Source organism: Acidimicrobiales bacterium, from assembly GCA_016716005.1.
GTDB lineage: Bacteria > Actinomycetota > Acidimicrobiia > Acidimicrobiales > JADJXE01 > JADJXE01.
Map to the genome: position 1 here is coordinate 3,090,752 of JADJXE010000001.1, position 19,639 is coordinate 3,110,390.

Here is a 19,639-nt window from a genome sequence, read left to right on the forward strand (position 1 = left end):
CGTCGCCGGAGCGCGCCGTGAGGGCGGTCGTGCTGGTCGGCGGGTTCGGCACCCGCCTCCGGCCGCTCACCCTCACCACGCCCAAGCAGCTCCTCCCCGTCGGCAACCACCCCCTCATCGAGCTGGTGGTGAGCCACTTCGCCCGCTACGGCGTCGACGAGTGCGTGCTGTCGCTCGGCTACCGGCCCGACGCGTTCCTGGCGGCCTTCCCCGACGGGCACTGCGCCGGGGTGCGGCTCACCTACGCCGTCGAGGACGAGCCGCTCGACACGGCCGGGGCGATCCGGTTCGCGGCCACCGAGGCCGGCATCGACGACACCTTCGTGGTGGTCAACGGCGACGTGCTGACCGATCTCGACCTCGGCCGCCTGGTGGCGTTCCACCGGGAGCACGCCGCCGAGGGCACCGTCGCGCTCCACCCCGTCGACGACCCCAGCCGCTTCGGCGTCGTGCCCACCGACGCCGACGGGCGGGTCACCGCCTTCGTGGAGAAGCCCCCGCCCGGGCAGGCGCCGACGAACCTCATCAACGCCGGCACGTACGTGCTCGAGCCCAGCGTGCTCGGTCGCATCCCGGGCGGCCGCCGGGTGTCGGTCGAGCGGGAGACGTTCCCGGCCATGGTCGCCGACGGCTCGCTGTTCGCCATGCACGACGGCGCCTACTGGGTCGACACCGGCACGCCGGCGACGTACCTGCAAGCGTGCCTCGACCTGGCCGACGGGGTGTGGAACGCACCCCGCGAGGGCATCGTGTCGCTGGAGGCGGCGATCGACCCGCGGGCGACGGTGGAGCGCTCGGTGCTCGGCGCCGGGTGCCGGGTCGAGGCCGGGGCCGAGGTCGTCGAGAGCGTGCTGCTGGCCGGGTCGGTCGTGCGGGCCGGCGCCCAGGTGCGGCACTCGATCCTGGGCCACCGGGCGGTGGTGGGGGCGGGCGCCCGGCTGGACGAGCTCAGCGTGGTCGGCGACGACGTGGAGATCGAGGCGGGGGCCGTGCTCCACGGCGCCCGCATGCCCGCCTCCGAGGACGGCTGAGCGGTGCGAGCGCTCGTCACCGGCGGTGCCGGGTTCATCGGGTCGACCCTCGTCGATCGCCTGCTCGCCGAGGGTCACGCCGTCGACGTCGTCGACGACCTGTCCACCGGCTCCCTCGCCAACCTGGCCCAGGCCCGGGCCGACCGCAGCTACGACCTCACCTTCCACCACCTCGACATCCGCGCCCCCGAGCTGGTCGACCTGCTGGCCCGCAAGCCCCCGGAGGTCGTGTTCCACCTGGCGGCCCAGGCCGACGTGCGGGTGAGCGTGGCCGACCCGGTCTTCGACGCCGACGTCAACGTGCTCGGCAGCCTCAATGTGATGGAGGCGGCCCGGCAGGCCGGCGCCCGCAAGGTGGTGTTCGCCTCGAGCGGCGGCACCATCTACGGCGACCCCGACCCGTCCGACCTGCCGGTGCGCGAGTCGCACCCCCAGCAGCCGCTGTCGCCGTACGGCGTGGCCAAGAAGACCGTCACCGACTACCTCGTCGCGTACCGCCAGCTCCACCAGCTCGAGTTCACGTCGCTGGCCCTGGCCAACGTGTTCGGGCCCCGCCAGGACCCCCACGGCGAGGCCGGGGTCGTGGCCATCTTCGCCGGCCGGCTGCTGGCGGGCGAGGGGTGCACGATCTTCGGCGACGGCGAGCAGACCCGCGACTTCGTGTACGTCGACGACGTGGTCGACGCCTTCGTGCGGGCCGCCGACCGGGGGAGCGGGCTGCTGCTCAACATCGGCACCGGGGTCGAGACCAGCGTGAACGAGCTGTACGACACCATGGCCTCGGCGGTGGGCGTGACGACCCCTGCGGAGCGGGCGCCGGCGCGCCCCGGCGAGCTGGCCCGCTCGTGCCTCGACCCGTCCCGGGCCGGGATCCACCTCGGCTGGAGGCCGTGGACGGGGCTGGCCGCCGGGGTGGCCGAGGTGCTGCGCTGGTTCCGCGACCGCCCGGACGGCTGAGGGCCGGTAAGGTCGAGGCCCGTGTCCGATCCCGCCCCCGCCCCCGACACCGGGCCCGACACCGGGCCGGTCGGGCTGGTGCGGCGCACCCTCGGCGGCCTCGTCGACCGGGTCGGCGACCGCATCGCCTCGCGGGTCGCGGTGCGCCTGGCCCCCCCGTCGGGGCCGTCGGCCGCGCCGATGGTGCCCGGCCACGCCCCCCGCGAGCCCGATGGGCTCGGCGCCGAGGGGGTCGAGCTGCCGGCCGGCACGTACGACCGGGTCACCCTCGACTACCCGGTCACGCCGCGGGCCCGCGCCGGCTGGGGCCAGCCGCCCAACCCGTACCTGTACGCCGTGCTCGACGGGGGGCGCGGCCGCTACCGGGTCGTGCTCGAGGCCGTCCTGGGGTACCGCGACCAGCTGCTCGCCATCCCCCGCGACGAGCCGTCGTCGCCCGCCGAGCCGGCCTGGGTGAACGGCTGGCTGCCCGCCCTCGACGGCGCCGCCATCTACACGTTCCTCGCCGACCGCGACCCCGAGCTGTACCTCGAGGTCGGGTCGGGCTGGTCCACCAAGTTCGCTCGGCGGGCGGTCGACGACCACGGCCTGCGCACCCGCATCGTGTCGATCGACCCCCACCCCCGCGCCGAGATCGACGCCATCTGCGACGAGGTGGTCCGCCAGCCCCTCGAGGACTGCGACCTGGCCGTGTTCGACCGGGCCGGCCCCGGCGACGTGGTGTTCGTCGACAACTCGCACCGCTGCTTCATGAACTCCGACGCCACCGTCGTGCTGCTCGAGGTGCTGCCCCGGCTGCGGCCCGGCGTGCTGCTCGGCATCCACGACATCCACCTGCCCGACGACTACCCACCCGACTGGGCCGACCGCTTCTACTCGGAGCAGTACGTGCTCGGCGCCTTCCTCCTGGGCGGCGGGGCCGGCACCGAGACCGAGCTCCCGGCCTGGTTCGTGTCGACCGACGCCGAGCTGGCGGCCGTGCTCGACTCCCTGTTCGACCACCCGCTGCTGGCCGGCATCGAGCGCCACGGCGGGGCCTTCTGGCTCCGCATCACCGGCCTGCCGGCCTGACGACCCGAGGAGCCCCTGCCCGTGCGCACCCGCACCCCCACCCTGGTCCTCCGAGGCCTGCTGGTCACCGCCCTGCTCGCCGGTGGCGCCCTGGTCGTGAGCGCGGCACCGGCCGCGGCCGCGAGCTGCCTGTGGGATCCGGTGACGGCCAACGACAAGCTGCTCGACGCCCAGAACTGGAACTGCATCCCCAACCAGGGCGACACGCTGGTGTTCGGCCCCAGCGAGACCAAGACGCTCCAGAACCCGAGCCCCGGCGTGTTCGAGGTCGGCAAGCTCACGTTCCGGTCGGGCGGCTACACGATCAAGGGGCCGTCGGCCATCAACCTGCGCAGCGCCGGCGTGATGACCGACTACAGCAGCGGCGGGGTCACCACCCTCGAGCTGCCCATCGGCCTGGTGGGCGCCACCGACCTCGACGTGGCCGGTGGGACCAGCCTCGCCGTCACGGGGGTGCTCAGCAACCCGTACACCGCGCCGGGCGTCACCGGCGGGGCGTCGGGCGGTGTGAACAAGGTCGGGCCGGGCACCGCCCGCCTGGCCGGCGCCAACACCTACACCGGCGCCACCGTCGTCGCCGGCGGCGTGCTCGTGGTCGACGGCAACCAGCCGAGCAGCCCGGTGTCGGTGCGTTCGGGAGCCACGCTCGGGGGAACCGGCCGGGTGGGCACGCTCGTCGTCGACGGCGGCGGCACGTTCCGCGCCGACGTGTGCAGCGACGGCATGGCGGCCGGACCGGTCACCCTCCGCGGCAACCTCGCGCTCACCGGCTCCACCGACGCGCCCGTCGGCACCGTCGTGCCGGCCCTGGCCACCACCAGCCGCGACGGCACCTTCGCCGGCGTCGCCGAGGGCGCCACCGTGGTCTCCAGCGCCGGCCAGCAGTTCCGCGTGTCCTACGCCGGGGGCGACGGCAACGACGTCGTGCTCACCGTGCTGACGCCGGGCAGCGGCTGCTCCACCCCGCCCCCGCCCACCCGCGTGCTCGACGTGCAGCGCCTGGCCGGCGCCGACCGCGTCGCCACGGGCATCGCGGTGGCCAAGAACGGCTTCCCGGCCAACGACTCGGCCCTGGTGGTGGTGCTGGCCCGCTCCGACCAGTTCGCCGACGCCCTGGCCGGCGCGCCGCTGGCCCGCCAGCAGGCCGGACCGCTGCTGGTGAACCCGCCGGGCGCCCTCGACCCGCGGGTGCTGGCCGAGATCGACCGGGTGCTGCCCCGCGGGGGCCGCGTGGTGGTGCTGGGCGGCACGGCCGCCCTGGGCCCGGAGGTGGCCGGCGCCCTGGACGACGCCGGCTTCGCAGTGAACCGGGTGGCGGGCGACAACCGCTACGAGACGGCGGTGGAGATCGCCGAGCAGCTCCAACTGCCCTCGCCGATCATCCTGGCGACCGGCCGCGACTTCCCCGACGCCCTGGCCGCCGGTGCGGCTGCCGCCGTCAGCGGCGGCGCGGTGCTGCTCACCGACGGGGCCACGCTCCCCGCGGCGACCGCCTCCTACATCCAGGGCCGCTTCGGCGCCGCCCTGGTGGCGGTGGGCGGCCCAGCGGCGGCGGCGGTGCCCGAGGCCACCCCGGTCGTGGGCACCGACCGCTACACCACCTCGGTGGCGGTGGCCCAGCGGTTCTTCGCCGATCCCACGGCCGTGGGCGTGGCGTCGGGCGCGAACTTCCCCGACGCCCTCACCGGCGGCCCGCACATCGCGGCGCTCGGCGGTCCGCTGCTGCTCACCCGGCCGGACGCCCTGCCGCAGCCGGTGCGGCTCTACATCGCGGGCGAGGGCGCGATCACCCGGGCCTTCGTCTACGGGGGCACCGCCGCCGTGAACGAAGCCGTGGTCGCTGACCTGAAGACCCTGTAGGCCCGCCCGCTGCCACCGCGGCTGGTGGCCGTGTGGCTAGTGTTGCTCCCGTTCACGAACGATGACCCGAGGAGGGTATTCGTGCGCGTCAAGAGATTCGCCCGCATCGCCGTCGCGTCCGCCGTCCTGGCCGGCTCGACCCTCGCCCTCGCCGGCCCCGCCTGGGCCCTGGACTCAACATGGACGGGTGGTGCCGGCAGCGGCAGTCTCAACCTGCCCACAAACTGGAGCCCGGCTGGCGTTCCGGCGAATGACCCCACCACAGTCCTGATCTTCAACGGCGCCTCCCCACAGTCGCTGAGCAACGACCTCCCAGGGCTTGCCGGAGGACCTGCGCTCGTGGGAACGCTGGATTTCGCGGCCGCCGGCTACACGCTCGGCGGCGATCCGCTCAACGTCGAGACAGCGGTCAGCTCGGCGACTGGCGCGACGACCCTCTCCCTTGACCTTGGGCTCGGTGACCCCACGGTTGCGTTCGGCGTCAACAGCGGGACGACGACACTGACCGGTGACGTGTCGAACAGCCTGGGATTTGGTGGCGGTGGCCTTGTGCCGCAGGCGAGCCCAGCCGGAATCGTGAAGAACGGGGCCGGAAGGCTCGTGCTCTCAGGTGACGGGATCTACTCCGGTCCCACGACGGTCAACGCGGGTGCCCTGGAAGTACGGGGCAACATGGCCGACGGGAACGAGGCCGGCGCCGTCGTCGCCGGCTCGCAGATCACCGTCAAGAGCGGGGCAACGTTCACGTACGGTGGCAGTGGCGCTGCCGTGAGCGGGCTGACGCTGGAGAACGGCTCCACGTTCGAGGTCGCAGTGTCGGGCTCGACACCCTCGTTGCAGGTCGCCGACGCCCTGGCGCTGGGCGGCGGCACGCTCAAGGTGACGGCGACGGCAACGGTCTCGGGCTCGTCGCCCATCACGATCATCGCCAACAGCGGGTCGTTCTCGGGACAGTTCGCCGGTCTGCCCGAGGGCGCGACGGTGACTGCGCAGCCGAGCGGCCAGCTGTTCAAGGTCAGCTACGGCGACGGCATGACCGGAGCGGATGTCACCCTCACTCCCCAGGCCGCGCCCCCCACCACGCCGGTCACCCGCCTGTCGGGTCCTGACCGCATCGACACCGCAATCGCCATCGCCCAGAACAGCTACCCGGGCACCGACTCGGCCCAGGCCGCGGTGCTGGCCCGCAGCGACGAGTTCCCCGACGCCCTCGCCGGCACCCCGCTGGCCAAGGCCAAGAGCGGCCCGCTGCTGATCAACCCCACCAACGTGCTCGACAGCCGGGTGCTGGCCGAGATCAACCGGGTCCTGGCGCCGGGCGCCACCGTCTACGTGCTGGGCGGCACCGCCGCCATCACCCAGACCGTGGCCGACGCCATCACCGCCGCCGGCTACACCGTGAGCCGCATCTCCGGCCCCGAGCGCTACGCCACCGCGGTGGCCATCGCCCAGGCCCTGGGCAGCCCGCAGCCGCTGCTGCTGGCCACCGGCACCGACTTCGCCGACGCCCTCTCGGCCGGCTCGGCCGCAGCCAAGGTCGGCGGTGCCGTGCTGCTCACCAACGGCGACGTCATGCCGGCCTCCACGGCCGCCTACCTGTCGGCCCGGTCGGGCGTGACCCTGTTCGCGCTGGGCGGCCCGGCCTCGCGGGCGGCCGGCAACACGGCCAGCCCCGTGGTCGGGGTCGACCGGTTCGAGACCTCGGTGAAGGCGGCCCAGCAGTTCTTCAGCTCGCCGACGGTGCTCGGCGTGGCCTCGGGCCTCGCCTTCCCCGACGCCCTCACCGGCGGCGCCCACATCGCCAAGCTCGGCGGGCCGCTGGTGCTCACCAGGCCCGAGGCGCTCCCGGCGTCGGTGAACACCTACGTGGTCGCCAACGCCGGCACCCTCACCAACGCCTACGTCTACGGCGGCACCGCCGCCGTGAGCGCGGCCGTCGTCACCACCCTCACCAGCATCATCTAGCCCCCTTCCCCGAACGAGCCCCGGAGCTGGCATGCACCTCGTGCGACGCGTCCGGCCCCGGCGTGCGGTGGCGGCCCTCGTGGCCGCCACCGTCGCGACGGCGGCCACCCTCACCATGGCTCCGCCGGCCTCGGCCCTGGCCGGGCCCTTCATGTGGGACGGCCAGGGCCCCGGCGAGAGCATGTGGGTCGGTGCCAACTGGGGCCCGCAGGACACCACGCCGCCCACCGACGGCAGCGGCCTGCTCGTGTTCCCGGCGGCCACGCCCAAGAAGGTGGTCGACAACGACTTCGACCAGGACTACGCCCCGGCGTTCGCCCGGCTCGTGTTCCAGGGAGCCGGCTACGAGCTGAAGGGCGAGGAGATCAACCTCTTCGCGCCCGACGACCCGGCCCTCGAGACCGACGTCCCGGCCGGCACCGTCACCATCCGCACCGACGTCGGGCTCCGGCCCGAGCCGGGCACCTCCACCGTCACCGTGAAGGTGGGCAGCTCGTCCAGCGCCACCCTCCTGGTGCTGGGCGACCTCAAGAACGAGCTCGCGGGGGCCCCGCCGGCGCCGGTCGGGGCGCCCGGCGGCGTGGCCAAGACCGGCCCCGGCACCCTCGAGCTGCGGGGCGACAACCGCTACACCGGGCCCACCGTGGTGCAGGAGGGGCTCCTGCGGGTCACCGGCAAGCTGCCCTCCAGCGCGGTCCAGGTGAACGGCGGCGCCATCGGCGGCACGGGCAACGTGCAGTCGCTCGGCATCGGGTCGGGTGGGTCGTTCGTGGCCACCGTGGGCGGGGCCACCCACGACCCGCTCGACGTGGCCGGCGCCACCACCCTCGCCGGATCCCTCGTGGTCGAGCTGACGGCCGGGGTGCCCGCCGGCGCCCAGCTGCCGATCATCGCCAGCGCCGGGCCCCTCACCGGCACCTTCGCCAACCTGCCCGACGGTGCGGCCGTGTCGGGTGGCGGCCAGGTCTTCACCGTGAGCTACCGCCAGGTGCCGGGAGGCACCCAGGTCGTGCTCGCCGCGGCCGGAGGCGGGCCGGCCCCGTCGGGCCCCGTGCAGCGCCTGGGCGGCGTCGACCGGGTGGGCACCGGGATCGTGGTGGCCCAGAGCACGTTCCCGTCGCCGTCGTCGGCCGCGGCGGTGGTCCTGGCCCGCTCCGACGCGTTCCCCGACGCCCTCGCCGGCACGCCCCTCGCCACCGCCCAGCGGGGGCCGCTCCTCATCACCCCGCCCACCGCCCTCGACACGCGGGTGCTGGCCGAGATCCAGCGGGTGCTGCGCCCCGGCGGCCCCGTCTACCTGCTGGGAGGCCCGGCGGCCCTGGGTCCGGCCGTCGAGCAGTCGCTCCGCGACGCCGGCTTCGCGGTCACCCGCCTGGCCGGCCCGACCCGCTACGAGACCGCCGTGGCGGTGGCCCGCCAGGTGGGCTCGGCCAACCCGGTCCTCGTCGCCACCGGCACCGACTTCGCCGACGCCCTGGCCGCCGGGGCCGCGGCCGCGGCGCGCGGCGGCGTGGTGGTGCTCACGGCGGGCACGGCCCTTCCGCCGGCCACCGCCCAGTTCCTCGACGGCCTGGCCGACGTGGCCGTGTTCGCCGTCGGGGGCCCGGCCACGGTGGCCACCGGCCTGCCCTCCACGCTCGTGGGTGCCGACCGCTACGACACCGCGGTGCTCGTGGCCCGCCAGTTCTTCGCCCAGCCGACCGTGCTCGGCGTGGCCTCGGGCGTCACGTTCCCCGATGCCCTCACCGGCGGTGCCCACATCGCGGCGAGGGGCGGCCCGCTGCTGCTCACCCGGCCCGACGCCCTCCCCGCCTCGGTCAGCAGCTGGGTGACCGGCGCGGCCGGCTCGTTGGGCGGGGGCTTCGTGTACGGAGGCACCGCGGCGGTGTCCGACTCGGTGCTCGGCCAGCTGAACCCGCTGATCTAGCGCTCCGCCGGGCGCCGGGGGTGCCCCGGGAGAAATACGAACACACGTTCGATCGGGTGTGGTAGGCTGACGGCATGGCGGTCGGAGTGGGCCAGGCGCCGGAGCGGGCGGCCGAGCGGGTGCTCGGGCGGGTGCGCGAGCGGGTTCGCCACCGGGTGCACGGCCTCGACGGCGGGCCGGGCGGCGGGCCGGGTGGCGGGTCGGGTGGCGGGCCGGGCGGGGGGTCGGGTGGCGTCGCTGATGAGGTGCGGCTGGCGTTCGACCGCCTGGACGAGGCGGCCCTGATCCTGGCGGTGGTGGATGCCGACGAGCTGGCCGACGGCGAGCTCGACGATCTGGTGGTGGGGCTGCAGGTGCGCCACAGCCGCCTGGAGGGCGTGAGCGCGGGGTTGGTGGCCCGCTGGGATTCCCGGGGGGTGTGGGCCGGCGACGGGTCGCGTGCGGCCGGGGCCCGGCTGGCCCGCGACGCGCACCTGTCGCCGCGGGAGGGCCGGGCCCGCCTTCGTCGGGCCCGCCGGTTGGGGGAGATGCCTCGGGTGGCGTCGGCGCTGGCGGCCGGGGTGATCGGCCCCGATCACGTCGACGTGCTGGCCGGCCTCGACGGGCCCCGCACCCACGAGGCGTTCGTGCGCGACGAGGCGGTGCTGGTCGGCCAGGCCGAGGGGCTGTCGTTGCGGGACTTCCTGCGGGCGGTGGCGTACTGGCGTCAGCAGGCCGACCCCGACGGTGCCGACGCCGACGCCGACCGTTCGGCCGCCGACGTGTACCTGTCGGTGGTGCGCACCTTCCAGGGCAGCTTCGACGTGCGGGGTCGGCTGGACGCGGTGTGGGGCACCGCGGTGCAGGGCGAGCTGCAGCGCCTGGAGGACGAGCTGTACGCCGACGACGTGGCCGAGGCCCGCGCCCGGTTGGGCCGCGACGAGGTGGGGGTGGGCGAGCTGGGCCGCACGCCGGCCCAGCGGCGGGCCGCGGCGCTGGTGCGCATGGCCGAGCGGTCCCGCAGCGCGCCCGCTGGTGGGCGCCGGCCCGAGCCGCTGGTCACGGTGGTGGTCGGCCTGGACGACGCGGTCGGGCACTTGTGCGAGCTCGACGACGGCACGGTGCTCACCCGAGCGCAGTTCCTGCCCCTGCTGGAGCGGGCCGACATCGAGTCGATCGTGTTCGACTCGGCCCAGCGGGCCCTGTCGGTCAGCGTCCGCGAGCGGTTCTTCACCGGGGCGCTGCGCCGGGTGATCCAGGTGCGCGACCGCCACTGCCAGCACCCCTCGGGCTGCGACGTGCCCGCCGGCCGATGCCAGGTCGACCACATCGTGCCCTGGGAGGCCGGCGGGCCCACCACCCAGGCCAACGGCCGGCTCCTGTGCGGCCCCCACAACCGGGCCCGCACCGCACGGCCACCACCGTGCGGGCGACAGGGCTAGCGGAACAGGTCCTCCCGGGGCGGGCGGACGATCTCGCCGGCCACCGACCCGTCGCGCAGCCACGCCGGGTCGACGCCCCGCACGATGGCCACCGGCACGCCGGTCGCCTTGCCCATCACCAGCTCGGCCGCCGAGGCCAGCTCGTCGGCCACGGCCACCTCGGTCACCTGCAGCTCGCGGCCGAAGGCGTCGGCGGTTCCCCGCAGGTCGACCACCGCGGCCACGCCGGCGCAGCCGATGGCCACGTCGGTGAGCCCCTTGCGCCAGGTGCGGCCGAACGTGTCGCTCACGATCACGCCCACCTCCGTGCCGGTGCGGGCCCGCAGGCCGTCGCGGATGCGACGGGCCGACCGGTCGGCGTCGAGGGGCAGGAGCGCGGCCCACCCGCGGTCGACGTTCGACAGGTCGATGCCGGCGTTGGCGCACACGAAGCCGTGGCTGGTCTCAGTGATGAGCAGGTCGCCCCGGCGGCGCAGGATCCGCACGGCCTCCTGCTCCACCAGCGCCTTGTGCGAGCGGGGGTCGTCGGGGTCGACGGGCACCAGCCGCCCCTCCGCCTTCGACACCACCTTCTGGGTGACCACCACCACGTCGCCGGGCCGGAGGGTGGTGGCTTCGCCGGCCGCGCACGCCGCGGCGACGAGGTCGGCCAGCACGTCGCCCGGGCGTACCTCGGGCACGCCCTCGACCGCGAGGATCTCCAGGCGCATCAGCGGCCGGCCCGGCCCGCGGCCAGCACCGTGGCGGCCAGGGCCGCGGCCACCTGGGGGTCGCGCATGACGGTGGGGGTGACCACGCAGCGCATGCCCGTGGCCTCCACCGCCCCGGCCAGGCCGACGTCGGCCTCGTCGATCACCAGGGTGGCGGCCAGGTCGCGGTAGAGGCGGGCGACGCCCACCACCGAGGCCTCGTGGCCGAGCTCGGCGAGCATCCGGTCGGCCGGGCCCTTGAGGGCGGCCCCGGCGACGATGGGCGACACCGCCACCACCCGTGGGCGCCGGTCGGCGATGGCCTCCTGGATGCCGGGGACCGCGAGGATCGGCCCGATCGACACGATCGGGTTGGACGGCGCGATCACCACCACCTCGGCCTCGGTGATGGCCTCGATCACGCCGGGGGCGGGCTGGGCGTCGCCGGCGCCGGCCACGCGGACGGCGGTGACGGGCACGGCGTGGCGGCGCTGCACGAAGTACTCCTGGAAGCCGATCTCGCCCTCGCCGGCCACGTTGACGCGCGTCTCGAGGCGGTCGTCGGTGGCCGGGAGGACGCGCAGCCCCAGCCCCCAGGCCCGCACGACCTCGGCGGTGACGGCCGACAGGGGTGCGCCCTCGCGGAGGCGCTGGGTCCGGTACAGGTGGGTCGCCAGGTCCTGGTCGCCGAGGCGGAACCAGGTGACGCCGCCGTAGCGCTCGAGGCCGGCCATGGCCGCCCAGGTCTCGCCGGCCAGGCCCCACCCGGTCTCGGGGTCGATGGCGCCGGCGAGGGTGTACGTGACCGTGTCGAGGTCGGGGCTCACGTGCAGCCCGTGGAGCGTCACGTCGTCACCCACGTTCACGACCGCGGCGACCTCGCCGGGCTCGACCACCTGCACCAGGCCGGTGAGGAAGCGGGCCGCGCCCACGCCCCCGGCGACGACGGTGATCACGCCGGCCCCTGCTGGGCCCGCCACCAGGCGAGGACGTCGGCCAGGGTGTGCTCGAGGGGGATCTCGGGCTGCCAGCCGGTGGCCTCGCACAGCCGGCTCGGGTCGCCGTGGAGAACGGGGACGTCGACCGGCCGCTGCAGGGCCGGGTCGGGGTCGAGCCGCATGGGGGTGGCAGCCATGGCGACCAGCCGCTCGCCCAGCTCGGCGATCGACACCGGCGGCCCCGAGCACACGTTGTAGACCTCGCCCGGCTCGCCGTGCTCGACGAGCAGGCGGTACGCCCGGACAACGTCGCGCACGTCGGTGAAGTCGCGGGCCGGGGTGACGTTGCCCACCCGCACCGACGTCTCGCCGCTGCGCTCGTTCTCGGCCACGCGCCGGGCGATGGCCGAGGCCACGAAGCGGTCGGACTGGCCCGGCCCCAGGTGGTTGAACGCCCGGACCCGCACGGTCGGCAGGCCGCTCCCGAGGAACGACTGGAGGGCGAGCACGTCTGCCGCCACCTTGCTGGCGCCGTAGGGGCTGACGGGCCGCAGCGGCCGGTCCTCGGCGAGGGGGAGGTCGTCGGGGCCCACCACGCCGTACACGTCGGCGCTGGTGACCACCAGCACCTTCGTGACCGCCACGTCGGCGCAGGCGAGGAGCACGTTCAGGGTGCCCTCGGCGTTGGCCCGGAACACCTCGACGGGTGCCGACCACGAGGCGCCCACGTCGCTCCAGCCGGCCAGGTGGTAGACGGCGTCGGGCCGGGTGCCGGCGACGAGCCCGCGCAGGGCGTCGAGGTCGCAGATGTCGGTGCCGCCGCCCAGCGGGCCCTCGTCGGCGGTCACGTGGTCGCCGCAGGCGCGCAGGTGACCGACCAGGTAGTGGCCGACGAAGCCGCCCGCACCGGTGACCAGCGCCCTCACGGCGGGGCAGTCTAGGGACGGCCGGGCCGGGCGCCTGCCCGGGGGGCCGGAGGGGCCCGTAGTACCCTCGACGGTCATCGTGAGCCCCTCGTCCGCCCCGCCCGAACCGGCGCGCCCGCCGACCACCACCGAGGTCTCGGCCCGGCCCGGTCCGATCCAGCGCCTCGTCATCGTGTGGCGCTACCGCGAGCTCCTCGGCAACCTCGTCCGCAAGGAGCTGAAGGTCAAGTACAAGAACAGCGTCCTGGGGTTCCTGTGGTCGCTGCTCAACCCGGTGCTGTACCTGGTGGTGTTCACGCTGGTGTTCAAGGAGATCCTGCGGGTGCAGGTGCCCCTGTTCTCCATCTTCCTGCTGTCGGGCCTGCTCGCCTGGAACCTGTACTCCAACTCGGTGTCGGCCGGGACCACGTCGATCGTGGGCAACGCCTCGCTGGTGCAGAAGGTGTGGTTCCCCCGCGAGATCCTTCCCCTGGCGTCCATCGGCGCCTCGCTGGTGCACTTCTTCCTGCAGATGCTCGTGCTGTTCGCGGCCCTGGCGATCTTCCGGCACGCCCCGGCCTGGAGCTACGCCCCGGCGCTGGTCCCGGCCCTGCTCGTGCTGCTGCTCTTCTCGGCGGCCATCGCCATCGGGCTCGCCGCCGTCAACGTGTACCTGCGCGACACCCAGCACCTGCTCGAGCTGGTGCTGGTGGTGTGGTTCTGGCTGTCGGCGATCGTGTACCCGTACGAGCAGGTGGCCGAGCGGCTGGGCGACAAGAGCTGGATCCTGCTCTTCAACCCGATCATCCCCGTGGTGCTCACCTTCCAGCGGGTGATCTACAACCCGTCCGACCCCGGCGTCATCCCGCTCGACGTGGGGATCGGCTGGTACCTGCGGAACCTCGCGATCGTCGGTGCCGGCTCCCTGGTGCTGCTCGTGCTCGCCCTGTGGCTGTTCGGGCGGCTCGAGGACGACTTCGCCGAGGAGATCTGAGCCGGACATGGGTCAGCCCGCCGTCGAGATCCACGGGGTCACCAAGCGCTTCCGCCTCTACAAGGAGAAGCCCAAGACCTTCAAGGAGCGCTTCATCCGCCTGGGGCGCAACCCCTACGAGGAGTTCTACGCGCTCCGCGACGTCACCATCGAGGTGAGCGAGGGCGAGACGGTCGGGCTGCTCGGCCACAACGGCTCGGGGAAGAGCACGCTGCTCAAGTGCGTGTCGGGCACCCTGCGGCCCACCCAGGGGGCCATCCGCACGTACGGCCGGGTGGCGGCGCTGCTGGAGCTGGGGGCCGGCTTCCACCCCGACCTGACGGGCCGCGAGAACGTCTTCCTCAACGGGTCGATCCTCGGGTTCTCCAAGGCCGACATGGAACGCAAGTTCGACGAGATCGTCGACTTCTCCGAGCTCGAGCCCTTCATCGACAGCCAGGTGAAGCACTACTCGTCGGGCATGTACGCGCGGCTGGGCTTCGCGGTCGCCGTCAACGTCGACCCCGACGTGCTGATCATCGACGAGGTGCTGTCCGTCGGCGACGAGGCGTTCCAGCGCAAGTGCATGGACCGCATCAAGTCCTTCCGCCGGGAGGGGCGCACCATGCTGTTCGTCACCCACGCCGCCGACCTGGTGCGCCAGATCTGCGATCGCGGCGCGGTGCTCGACCACGGCGAGCTGGTGATGGACGGCCCGCCCGGCGAGGCCGTGCGGGCCTTCCGCCAGACCCTGCTGGAGCGGGGCGTCGAGGTGCCCGAGGAGTACCTCGAGGACGAGGCCGGCCAGGCCACCGGCGACGTGCGGGCCAAGACGTACCGGGTGCGGATCACCTCGGTGCAGGTCGAGTACCCGGCGTCGACGGGCTCCGTGCTGCTGCCCGACGAGCCCATGCGGGTGCGCATCGGCTACCTGGCCACCCGGCCCACCTCCGACGCCATCTTCGCCCTCGAGATCCACGACCAGCTCGGCAACCTGCTGCTCGGCGTCAACACCCAGGTCATCGACACCCCGGTGGGCACCATCGACGGTGCCGGCGAGTGCGTGTACGAGTTCGAGCGGGTCCCGCTGCAGGACGGCACCTACCTCGTCTCGGTGGGCATCCACAACGACACGGGCGTCGAGTACGACCAGCGGGTGCAGCTCGACTCGTTCGAGGTGATGAACCCGGGCCGCACCATCGGCCTGGTGCACTTCCCGCTCGACGCCAGGGTGCTGGTGCCGAGGGGCGCGGTCGGGGTTCAGGCCGCGGTGCGGCCCGAGACCGCCTCGTAGATCGCGACCAACCCGTCGGCCGTGGCCGCCCACGTGAACCTGGCCGCCCGCTCCCGCCCCCGGGCCACGAGGTCGCGGCGGAGGGCGTCGCTGTCGATCACGCCGCTGAGCGCCGCGGCCAGCGCCGGCGGGTCGCCGGGGGCGACGAGCACGGCCGCGTCGCCGAGCACCTCGGGGAGCGCGCCGGCGGTGCTGGCCACCACCGGGACGCCGGCGGCCATGGCCTCGAGGGGCGGGAGGCCGAACCCCTCGTAGATCGACGGGTACGCGACGGCGACGGCGCCGCGCAGCAGCTCGTCGCGCTCGGCGTCGCCGACCCAGCCCACCCGGACGACGCGACCGGCGTGGCGGGCCACGGCCACCGCGGCGTCGAGGGCGGCGGTGCCCCAGCCGTCGGCGCCGGCGAGCACGAGCCGCAGGTCGGGATGGCCGGGCGCCAGCAGGTCGAAGGCGCGCACCAGGGTGGGGAGGTCCTTGCGGGGCTCGACGGTGCCCACGGCCAGCACGTACGGCCCCCCCGGGGGCACCCGGGGGCCGGGGCGCGAGCCCGCGGCCGGGTCGGGGCGGCGGGGCGTGACGCCGTTCGGGACCACGTGGACCCGTGCCGGGTCGGCGCCGAGCAGCTCCACCACCTCGGCCGCCACGAAGTGCGACACGGCGTGGACGTGGGCCCCGGCGCGCAGCGCCCGGCGGAGCAGCGCCGGGTACTGGAGGGTGTCGGCCGTGCACAGCTCGGGGAACCGCACGGGGGTGAGGTCGTGCACCGTCACCAGGCGGGCCGCCCGCCGGGTGGGCGGCACCACGAAGTTGGTGCCGTGGGCCACGTCGACGGGCCCGGTCCACAGCTCGAGGGGCGGGAGGTCGGCCCGCCGCCAGGCCGCCCGGAGGGGCCGGGCCGCCATCGGCATCCCCGGCACCCGCACCCCGGGGGGCAGGTGGCCGGCCAGCCGGCCCCGGCCCCGCCAGGTGGCCGCCCAGGCGGTGAGCCGCAGGCCGGGCCGGCGGGCCAGCTCGGCGAGCACCTCGTGGGTGAACACCCCGACCCCGGTGCGGTGCCCGAGCAGCGGCGTGCCGTCGAGCGCGACCCGGATCACGGCCGAGCGCTCACCCGCGGGGCGTCGTGGCGATGACGGCGTAGTCCTGCGGGCCGAACAGCACGGTGTTGAGGCGCTCGAGGGCCTGGTTGATGGTGGCGACCCACGGCGGGGCCTCGGGCCCGGCGTCGACCAGCGACAGCCGGTAGTAGTCGGCGGGCGAGAAGAACTCGACCCGCACGTCGGCGAAGCCGGCCCGCTCGCACAGGAAGGCCGCGAGCGACGGGTGGATCGGCCACACGTGGCTCGGGTCGAGGATGTACGAGTGCCCGAGCACGATGAGCGCGGTCGGGTTCGGCGTCTCGGCGACGAACAGGCCGCCCGGGCGCAGCCGCGACACGGCCAGGTCGACGAACTCCACCAGCACCTCGAACGGCAGGTGCTCGATCACCTGGAGGCTGACGACGGCGCCCAGGCTTCCCTCGGGGAGCGAGCGCAGGTGCGCGAGCACGTCGGCCCGGTGCACGTCGAGGCCCTTGGCCCGGGCGACCTCGACCATCCCGGCGTCGAGGTCGATGCCCGACCCCTCGATCCCCTCGGCGCGCAGCACCTCGAGCAGCTCGCCCCGGCCGCAGCCGACGTCGAGGACGGGCTGGTGGTGGCGCAGCAGGTCGAGGTAGCGCCCGCGCTGCAGGTCGAGCACCTGGGCCGGGTCGCCGCGGAAGCGGCGTTCGAAGTCGACGTAGTCGAACGCGACCTCGGTGGGGAGCGCTCCGCGCGGCGGCTCGCCCGCGGGCTCGGCGACCGGGGTCTCGCCCGGGCGGGCCTGGGCGGCCAGCGCGGCCAGCTCGCCCCGCAGCGACCGCTCGAGGCGGTTCAGCTGGGCCCGCTGCTCGGCCAGACGGGCCGGGGCGGCGGGCAGGCCGGCGTCGGGGGCGATGGCCCGCCCCAGCAGCTCGAGGGTGCGCTCGTAGGCCAGCAGCTGGGCCTTCAGCAGCTCGAGGTTCACGGTGAGCGCCGGGAGCTCGTCCAGGGCCTTGCGCCCCGAGACCAGCACGTGGGCGTTGGCGTCCACCGCGGTCAGCGCGTCGATCGCGGGCACCAGGGCCCGGATCTGGGCCAGGCACAGCTCGAGGCGGGTGTCGGTGGCGTCGAGCCGGCGGGCCAGCGGGTCGACGCGATCGGCCAGGGCCTCGCTCAGGCGCTCCTCGAAGCGGCCCACCGCCCGCCACGCCACCGAGTCGGCCACCTTGTTCAGCAGGGGCCCGGCCACGGGGGCGAGCACCCGCCGGAGGCCGGCCCTCAGCGCCGCCTTGGCCCGGGCCCCGGCTGCGGGAGAGGCCGCGGGGGAGGCCGTGGGGGAGGCCGTGGCAGAGGCCGTGGCAGAGGCCGTGGGAGAGGCCGTGGGAGAGGCGTCGGCCCCCTGCGCTGGCGCCGCCGCCCCCGCCGGCAGCAGGGGCCGACCCGAGTCGGGGCCGGGGGGGCGGGGCGGCAGGCCGAGGCCGGCGCGCAGCCGGGCCACGCGACCGGCCGTCAGGTCGGGGTGGACGCTCACGGCACCGCCGCCTCCCACGCCTCGGCCCGCGGCCCCGCCAGCGACGCCCAGGCGCTTCGGGCGCGGACGGCGACCCGGGCGAACGGCGGCGTGTGCAGCTGGTCGAGGCCGGCCTGCAGCCGCCCGGCGGGGTCGAGGGAGCCGCCGGGCGTCGCCGGCGCCACCAGCCCGAGGGCCGCGGCCAGGGCCCGCGCCACCGTCGACAGGTCGTGGCGCTCCTCGACCAGCAGCCGGCCGGCCCAGCCCACGGCGGCGGCGCGCCGCCAGTCGGCCCCCAGCGCGCGGGCCGCCGCGACCGCGCCGGCCGCGGGGCCGGCAAGGTCGTCCGGCCCGGCCCCGCCGATCTCCACGTGGCGTCCCCCGACGGCCCCCACGGCCTCGGCCGACCGGGCGTCGGTGACCACCGCCGTGCCCAGCGCCAGCGCGGGGACCAGCCAGGCGCCGGCGACGACCGCGGCGGGCGCCAGGGCCAGGGCCGTGCGGGCCGCGGCCTCGTCGAGGGGCGGCGCCCCGCCGACGCCCACGGCCACGTCGAGATCGTCGGGGAAGCCGAGGCGCTGGCGCCACCGGGCGCGCACGAACGGCGGCAGCGGCCGCACGTCGCGCCCGTCGATCCCGAACCGCGACAGGGCCAGCACCGTCGGGCCACCGCCGGAATCGCCGGTATCACCGGGATCGCCGTCGACGATCAGCACCGAGGCCCGCGCCGTCACCTCCTCCGGGGGCGGGTCGGCGGCGTCGACGGCCACCGCCACGGGCACGGCCGGCGACGCCCTGGTCACCTCGTCGAGCACCGGCGCCCGCCACGAGGTCGCGACCACGGCCGCCACGTCGGGCAGGTCGGGCTGCCACGCCCGCACGTCGCACCACGACCGCAGCACCCGCAGCAACGGCTCCAGCCGCCCCGGGCGCAGCGGGTCGACGACGACGCCCACCCGGGGCCGGTCGGCCCGGCCGGGGAGGGTCACCCCGCGCTCCCGCCGAGGAGCCGGTCGACCACGGGCTGCCAGCTCGAACCGGCCATCCGCTCGACGGTGGCCCGCCCGGCCTCGCCCATCCGGGCCGCGAGGGCCCGGTCGGCGTCCAGCCGGTCGACGGCCGCGGCCATGGCCTCGGGCGAGCCGTCGGTGACGAAGCCGTTCACGCCGTCCTCCACCCACTCGAGGACGCCGCCGGCGTCGCCGGCCGTCACCACCGGCTTGCCGGCCCGGAAGGCCTGGAGCGTGACGTACCCCAGGTCCTCGTCGTAGGGCGCGTACACGACGCACAGGCACGAGGCGTAGCGCCGCACCAGGTCGTCGTCGTCGACGAAGCCGAGCAGCTCGACCCGGCCGTCGACGCCCCGCTCCCGGGCCAGCGACGCGAGCGCCTCGGCCCGGGTGCCGCGCCCGGCGATGGCCATCCGCACGCCCGAGCGCACGTGACCCATCAGCTCCACCAGCAGCTCGGGGCGCTTGTTCTGCTCGAGCCGGAGCGCGCAGAACACCTCGTCGCCGAAGGGGCCGGGGTGGAGGCGGTCGGCCAGCGGCTCGGGGTGGTACAGCGGCTCCGAGGCCAGCCCGTTGAAGCGGCCGAGCCGCTCGCTCACGACCCCCGAGATGGTGAAGATCCGCTCCGCCTCCGACAGGGCCCGGGTGTCCCACTCGGCCAGCTGGCGCTGGGTCTCCAGCGCGTCCTCGTCGAGGGCCAGGTCGCTCCACCGGCTCCCGGCCAGGTCGTAGGCGCCGCGGTGCTGGTGGAACAGGTAGACGACCTTGCGGGGGTGGCGCACGAAGTAGCTGGGGAAGTTGGTGGCCACGACCAGGTCGGCCTGCAGCGGCAGCAGCCGCCAGGCCAGCGCCGCGTCGAGCAGCCGCTCGCGATCCCACGCCGTCGGGAGCCGCACCGCCTCGCAGCGGTGTCCGGCCGCTCGGAAGGCGCCGACCAGGTTCTCGGTGAGCTGCTCGGCGCCGCCGTACATGAAGGGCACCTGGGTGCCGCAGACGAGCACGTCCATGAGGCGGGCGAGTCTACGCAGCC

Annotated in this window: 16 protein-coding genes; 9 read left to right on the plus strand and 7 right to left on the minus strand. The window is 75.4% G+C overall.

What is annotated here, in order from left to right; all coding sequences use genetic code 11:
* Positions 1-17: 17 nt before the first annotated feature.
* The 7 genes from IPM45_15025 to IPM45_15055 all read left to right on the plus strand — a co-directional run bounded on the left by IPM45_15025 (position 18) and on the right by IPM45_15055 (position 10,232).
* The gene (locus IPM45_15025; protein MBK9180851.1) at positions 18-1,031 is read left to right on the plus strand and encodes an NDP-sugar synthase; all 1,014 of its coding nucleotides are present in this window, start codon (positions 18-20) and stop codon (positions 1,029-1,031) included.
* Between the two features lie 3 nt (positions 1,032-1,034).
* The gene (locus tag IPM45_15030; GenBank protein MBK9180852.1) at positions 1,035-1,988 is read left to right on the plus strand and encodes a GDP-mannose 4,6-dehydratase; all 954 of its coding nucleotides are present in this window, start codon (positions 1,035-1,037) and stop codon (positions 1,986-1,988) included.
* A gap of 180 nt (positions 1,989-2,168) precedes the next feature.
* Entirely contained in the window at positions 2,169-3,059 is an 891-nt protein-coding gene (locus tag IPM45_15035) for a class I SAM-dependent methyltransferase (GenBank protein MBK9180853.1), read from the plus strand.
* A gap of 21 nt (positions 3,060-3,080) precedes the next feature.
* Entirely contained in the window at positions 3,081-4,919 is a 1,839-nt protein-coding gene (locus IPM45_15040) for a cell wall-binding repeat-containing protein (protein MBK9180854.1), read from the plus strand.
* Positions 4,920-5,495: 576 nt separating this feature from the next.
* Positions 5,496-6,884, plus strand: coding sequence for a cell wall-binding repeat-containing protein (locus tag IPM45_15045; GenBank protein MBK9180855.1), 1,389 nt, complete (start codon positions 5,496-5,498; stop codon positions 6,882-6,884).
* Positions 6,885-6,924: 40 nt separating this feature from the next.
* Positions 6,925-8,811: a cell wall-binding repeat-containing protein gene (locus IPM45_15050; GenBank protein MBK9180856.1), complete on the plus strand. Its 1,887-nt coding sequence runs from the start codon at positions 6,925-6,927 to the stop codon at positions 8,809-8,811.
* A 74-nt stretch (positions 8,812-8,885) separates the two neighbouring features.
* Positions 8,886-10,232 carry a DUF222 domain-containing protein gene (locus IPM45_15055; protein ID MBK9180857.1) on the plus strand — a complete coding sequence of 449 codons (1,347 nt, stop codon included), beginning with the start codon at positions 8,886-8,888 and terminating at the stop codon, positions 10,230-10,232.
* Here the strand turns inward: IPM45_15055 and cofE are convergent.
* From cofE to IPM45_15070, 3 genes are read right to left on the minus strand one after another with little or no spacing between them, the layout of a single operon-like run.
* Positions 10,229-10,942 (minus strand): coenzyme F420-0:L-glutamate ligase, encoded by a 714-nt coding sequence (gene cofE / locus IPM45_15060; GenBank protein ID MBK9180858.1) that lies wholly within the window; start codon positions 10,940-10,942, stop codon positions 10,229-10,231. The two genes, IPM45_15055 and cofE, sit on opposite strands and share 4 nt — an antisense overlap.
* Complete coding sequence (locus IPM45_15065; GenBank protein ID MBK9180859.1) at positions 10,942-11,877, minus strand: 2-phospho-L-lactate transferase; 936 nt, start codon at positions 11,875-11,877, stop codon at positions 10,942-10,944. The genes cofE and IPM45_15065 overlap by 1 nt, the downstream gene beginning before the upstream one ends.
* Entirely contained in the window at positions 11,874-12,785 is a 912-nt protein-coding gene (locus IPM45_15070) for a GDP-mannose 4,6-dehydratase (protein ID MBK9180860.1), read from the minus strand. Before IPM45_15070 ends, IPM45_15065 begins: the two co-directional genes overlap by 4 nt.
* 79 nt (positions 12,786-12,864) lie before the next feature.
* Between IPM45_15070 and IPM45_15075 the strand changes: the two genes are divergently transcribed.
* Together IPM45_15075 and IPM45_15080 are read left to right on the plus strand one after the other, a co-directional pair.
* Positions 12,865-13,758 (plus strand): ABC transporter permease, encoded by an 894-nt coding sequence (locus tag IPM45_15075; GenBank protein ID MBK9180861.1) that lies wholly within the window; start codon positions 12,865-12,867, stop codon positions 13,756-13,758.
* Between the two features lie 7 nt (positions 13,759-13,765).
* Positions 13,766-15,031 (plus strand): ABC transporter ATP-binding protein, encoded by a 1,266-nt coding sequence (locus IPM45_15080; GenBank protein MBK9180862.1) that lies wholly within the window; start codon positions 13,766-13,768, stop codon positions 15,029-15,031.
* Here the strand turns inward: IPM45_15080 and IPM45_15085 are convergent.
* From IPM45_15085 to IPM45_15100, 4 genes are read right to left on the minus strand one after another with little or no spacing between them, the layout of a single operon-like run.
* Positions 14,998-16,125: a glycosyltransferase family 4 protein gene (locus IPM45_15085; protein MBK9180863.1), complete on the minus strand. Its 1,128-nt coding sequence runs from the start codon at positions 16,123-16,125 to the stop codon at positions 14,998-15,000. The genes IPM45_15080 and IPM45_15085 overlap by 34 nt on opposite strands.
* 10 nt (positions 16,126-16,135) lie before the next feature.
* On the minus strand, positions 16,136-17,620 hold the full coding sequence (locus IPM45_15090) for a methyltransferase domain-containing protein (GenBank protein MBK9180864.1): 1,485 nt from the start codon (positions 17,618-17,620) through the stop codon (positions 16,136-16,138).
* The gene (locus IPM45_15095; protein ID MBK9180865.1) at positions 17,617-18,588 is read right to left on the minus strand and encodes a hypothetical protein; all 972 of its coding nucleotides are present in this window, start codon (positions 18,586-18,588) and stop codon (positions 17,617-17,619) included. The genes IPM45_15090 and IPM45_15095 overlap by 4 nt, the downstream gene beginning before the upstream one ends.
* Complete coding sequence (locus IPM45_15100) at positions 18,585-19,616, minus strand: glycosyltransferase family 4 protein (protein MBK9180866.1); 1,032 nt, start codon at positions 19,614-19,616, stop codon at positions 18,585-18,587. Before IPM45_15100 ends, IPM45_15095 begins: the two co-directional genes overlap by 4 nt.
* Between the last annotated feature and the right edge of the window lie 23 nt (positions 19,617-19,639).

What these genes read in the sequence shown, in the direction of transcription:
- cofE (MBK9180858.1), bottom strand. Translation starts at nt 10,942, where the DNA reads ATGCGCCTGGAGATCCTCGCGGTCGAGGGCGTGCCCGAGGTACGCCCG.
- IPM45_15100 (MBK9180866.1), bottom strand. Translation starts at nt 19,616, where the DNA reads ATGGACGTGCTCGTCTGCGGCACCCAGGTGCCCTTCATGTACGGCGGC.
- IPM45_15055 (MBK9180857.1), top strand. Translation starts at nt 8,886, where the DNA reads ATGGCGGTCGGAGTGGGCCAGGCGCCGGAGCGGGCGGCCGAGCGGGTG.
- IPM45_15035 (MBK9180853.1), top strand. Translation starts at nt 2,169, where the DNA reads ATGGTGCCCGGCCACGCCCCCCGCGAGCCCGATGGGCTCGGCGCCGAG.
- IPM45_15080 (MBK9180862.1), top strand. Translation starts at nt 13,766, where the DNA reads ATGGGTCAGCCCGCCGTCGAGATCCACGGGGTCACCAAGCGCTTCCGC.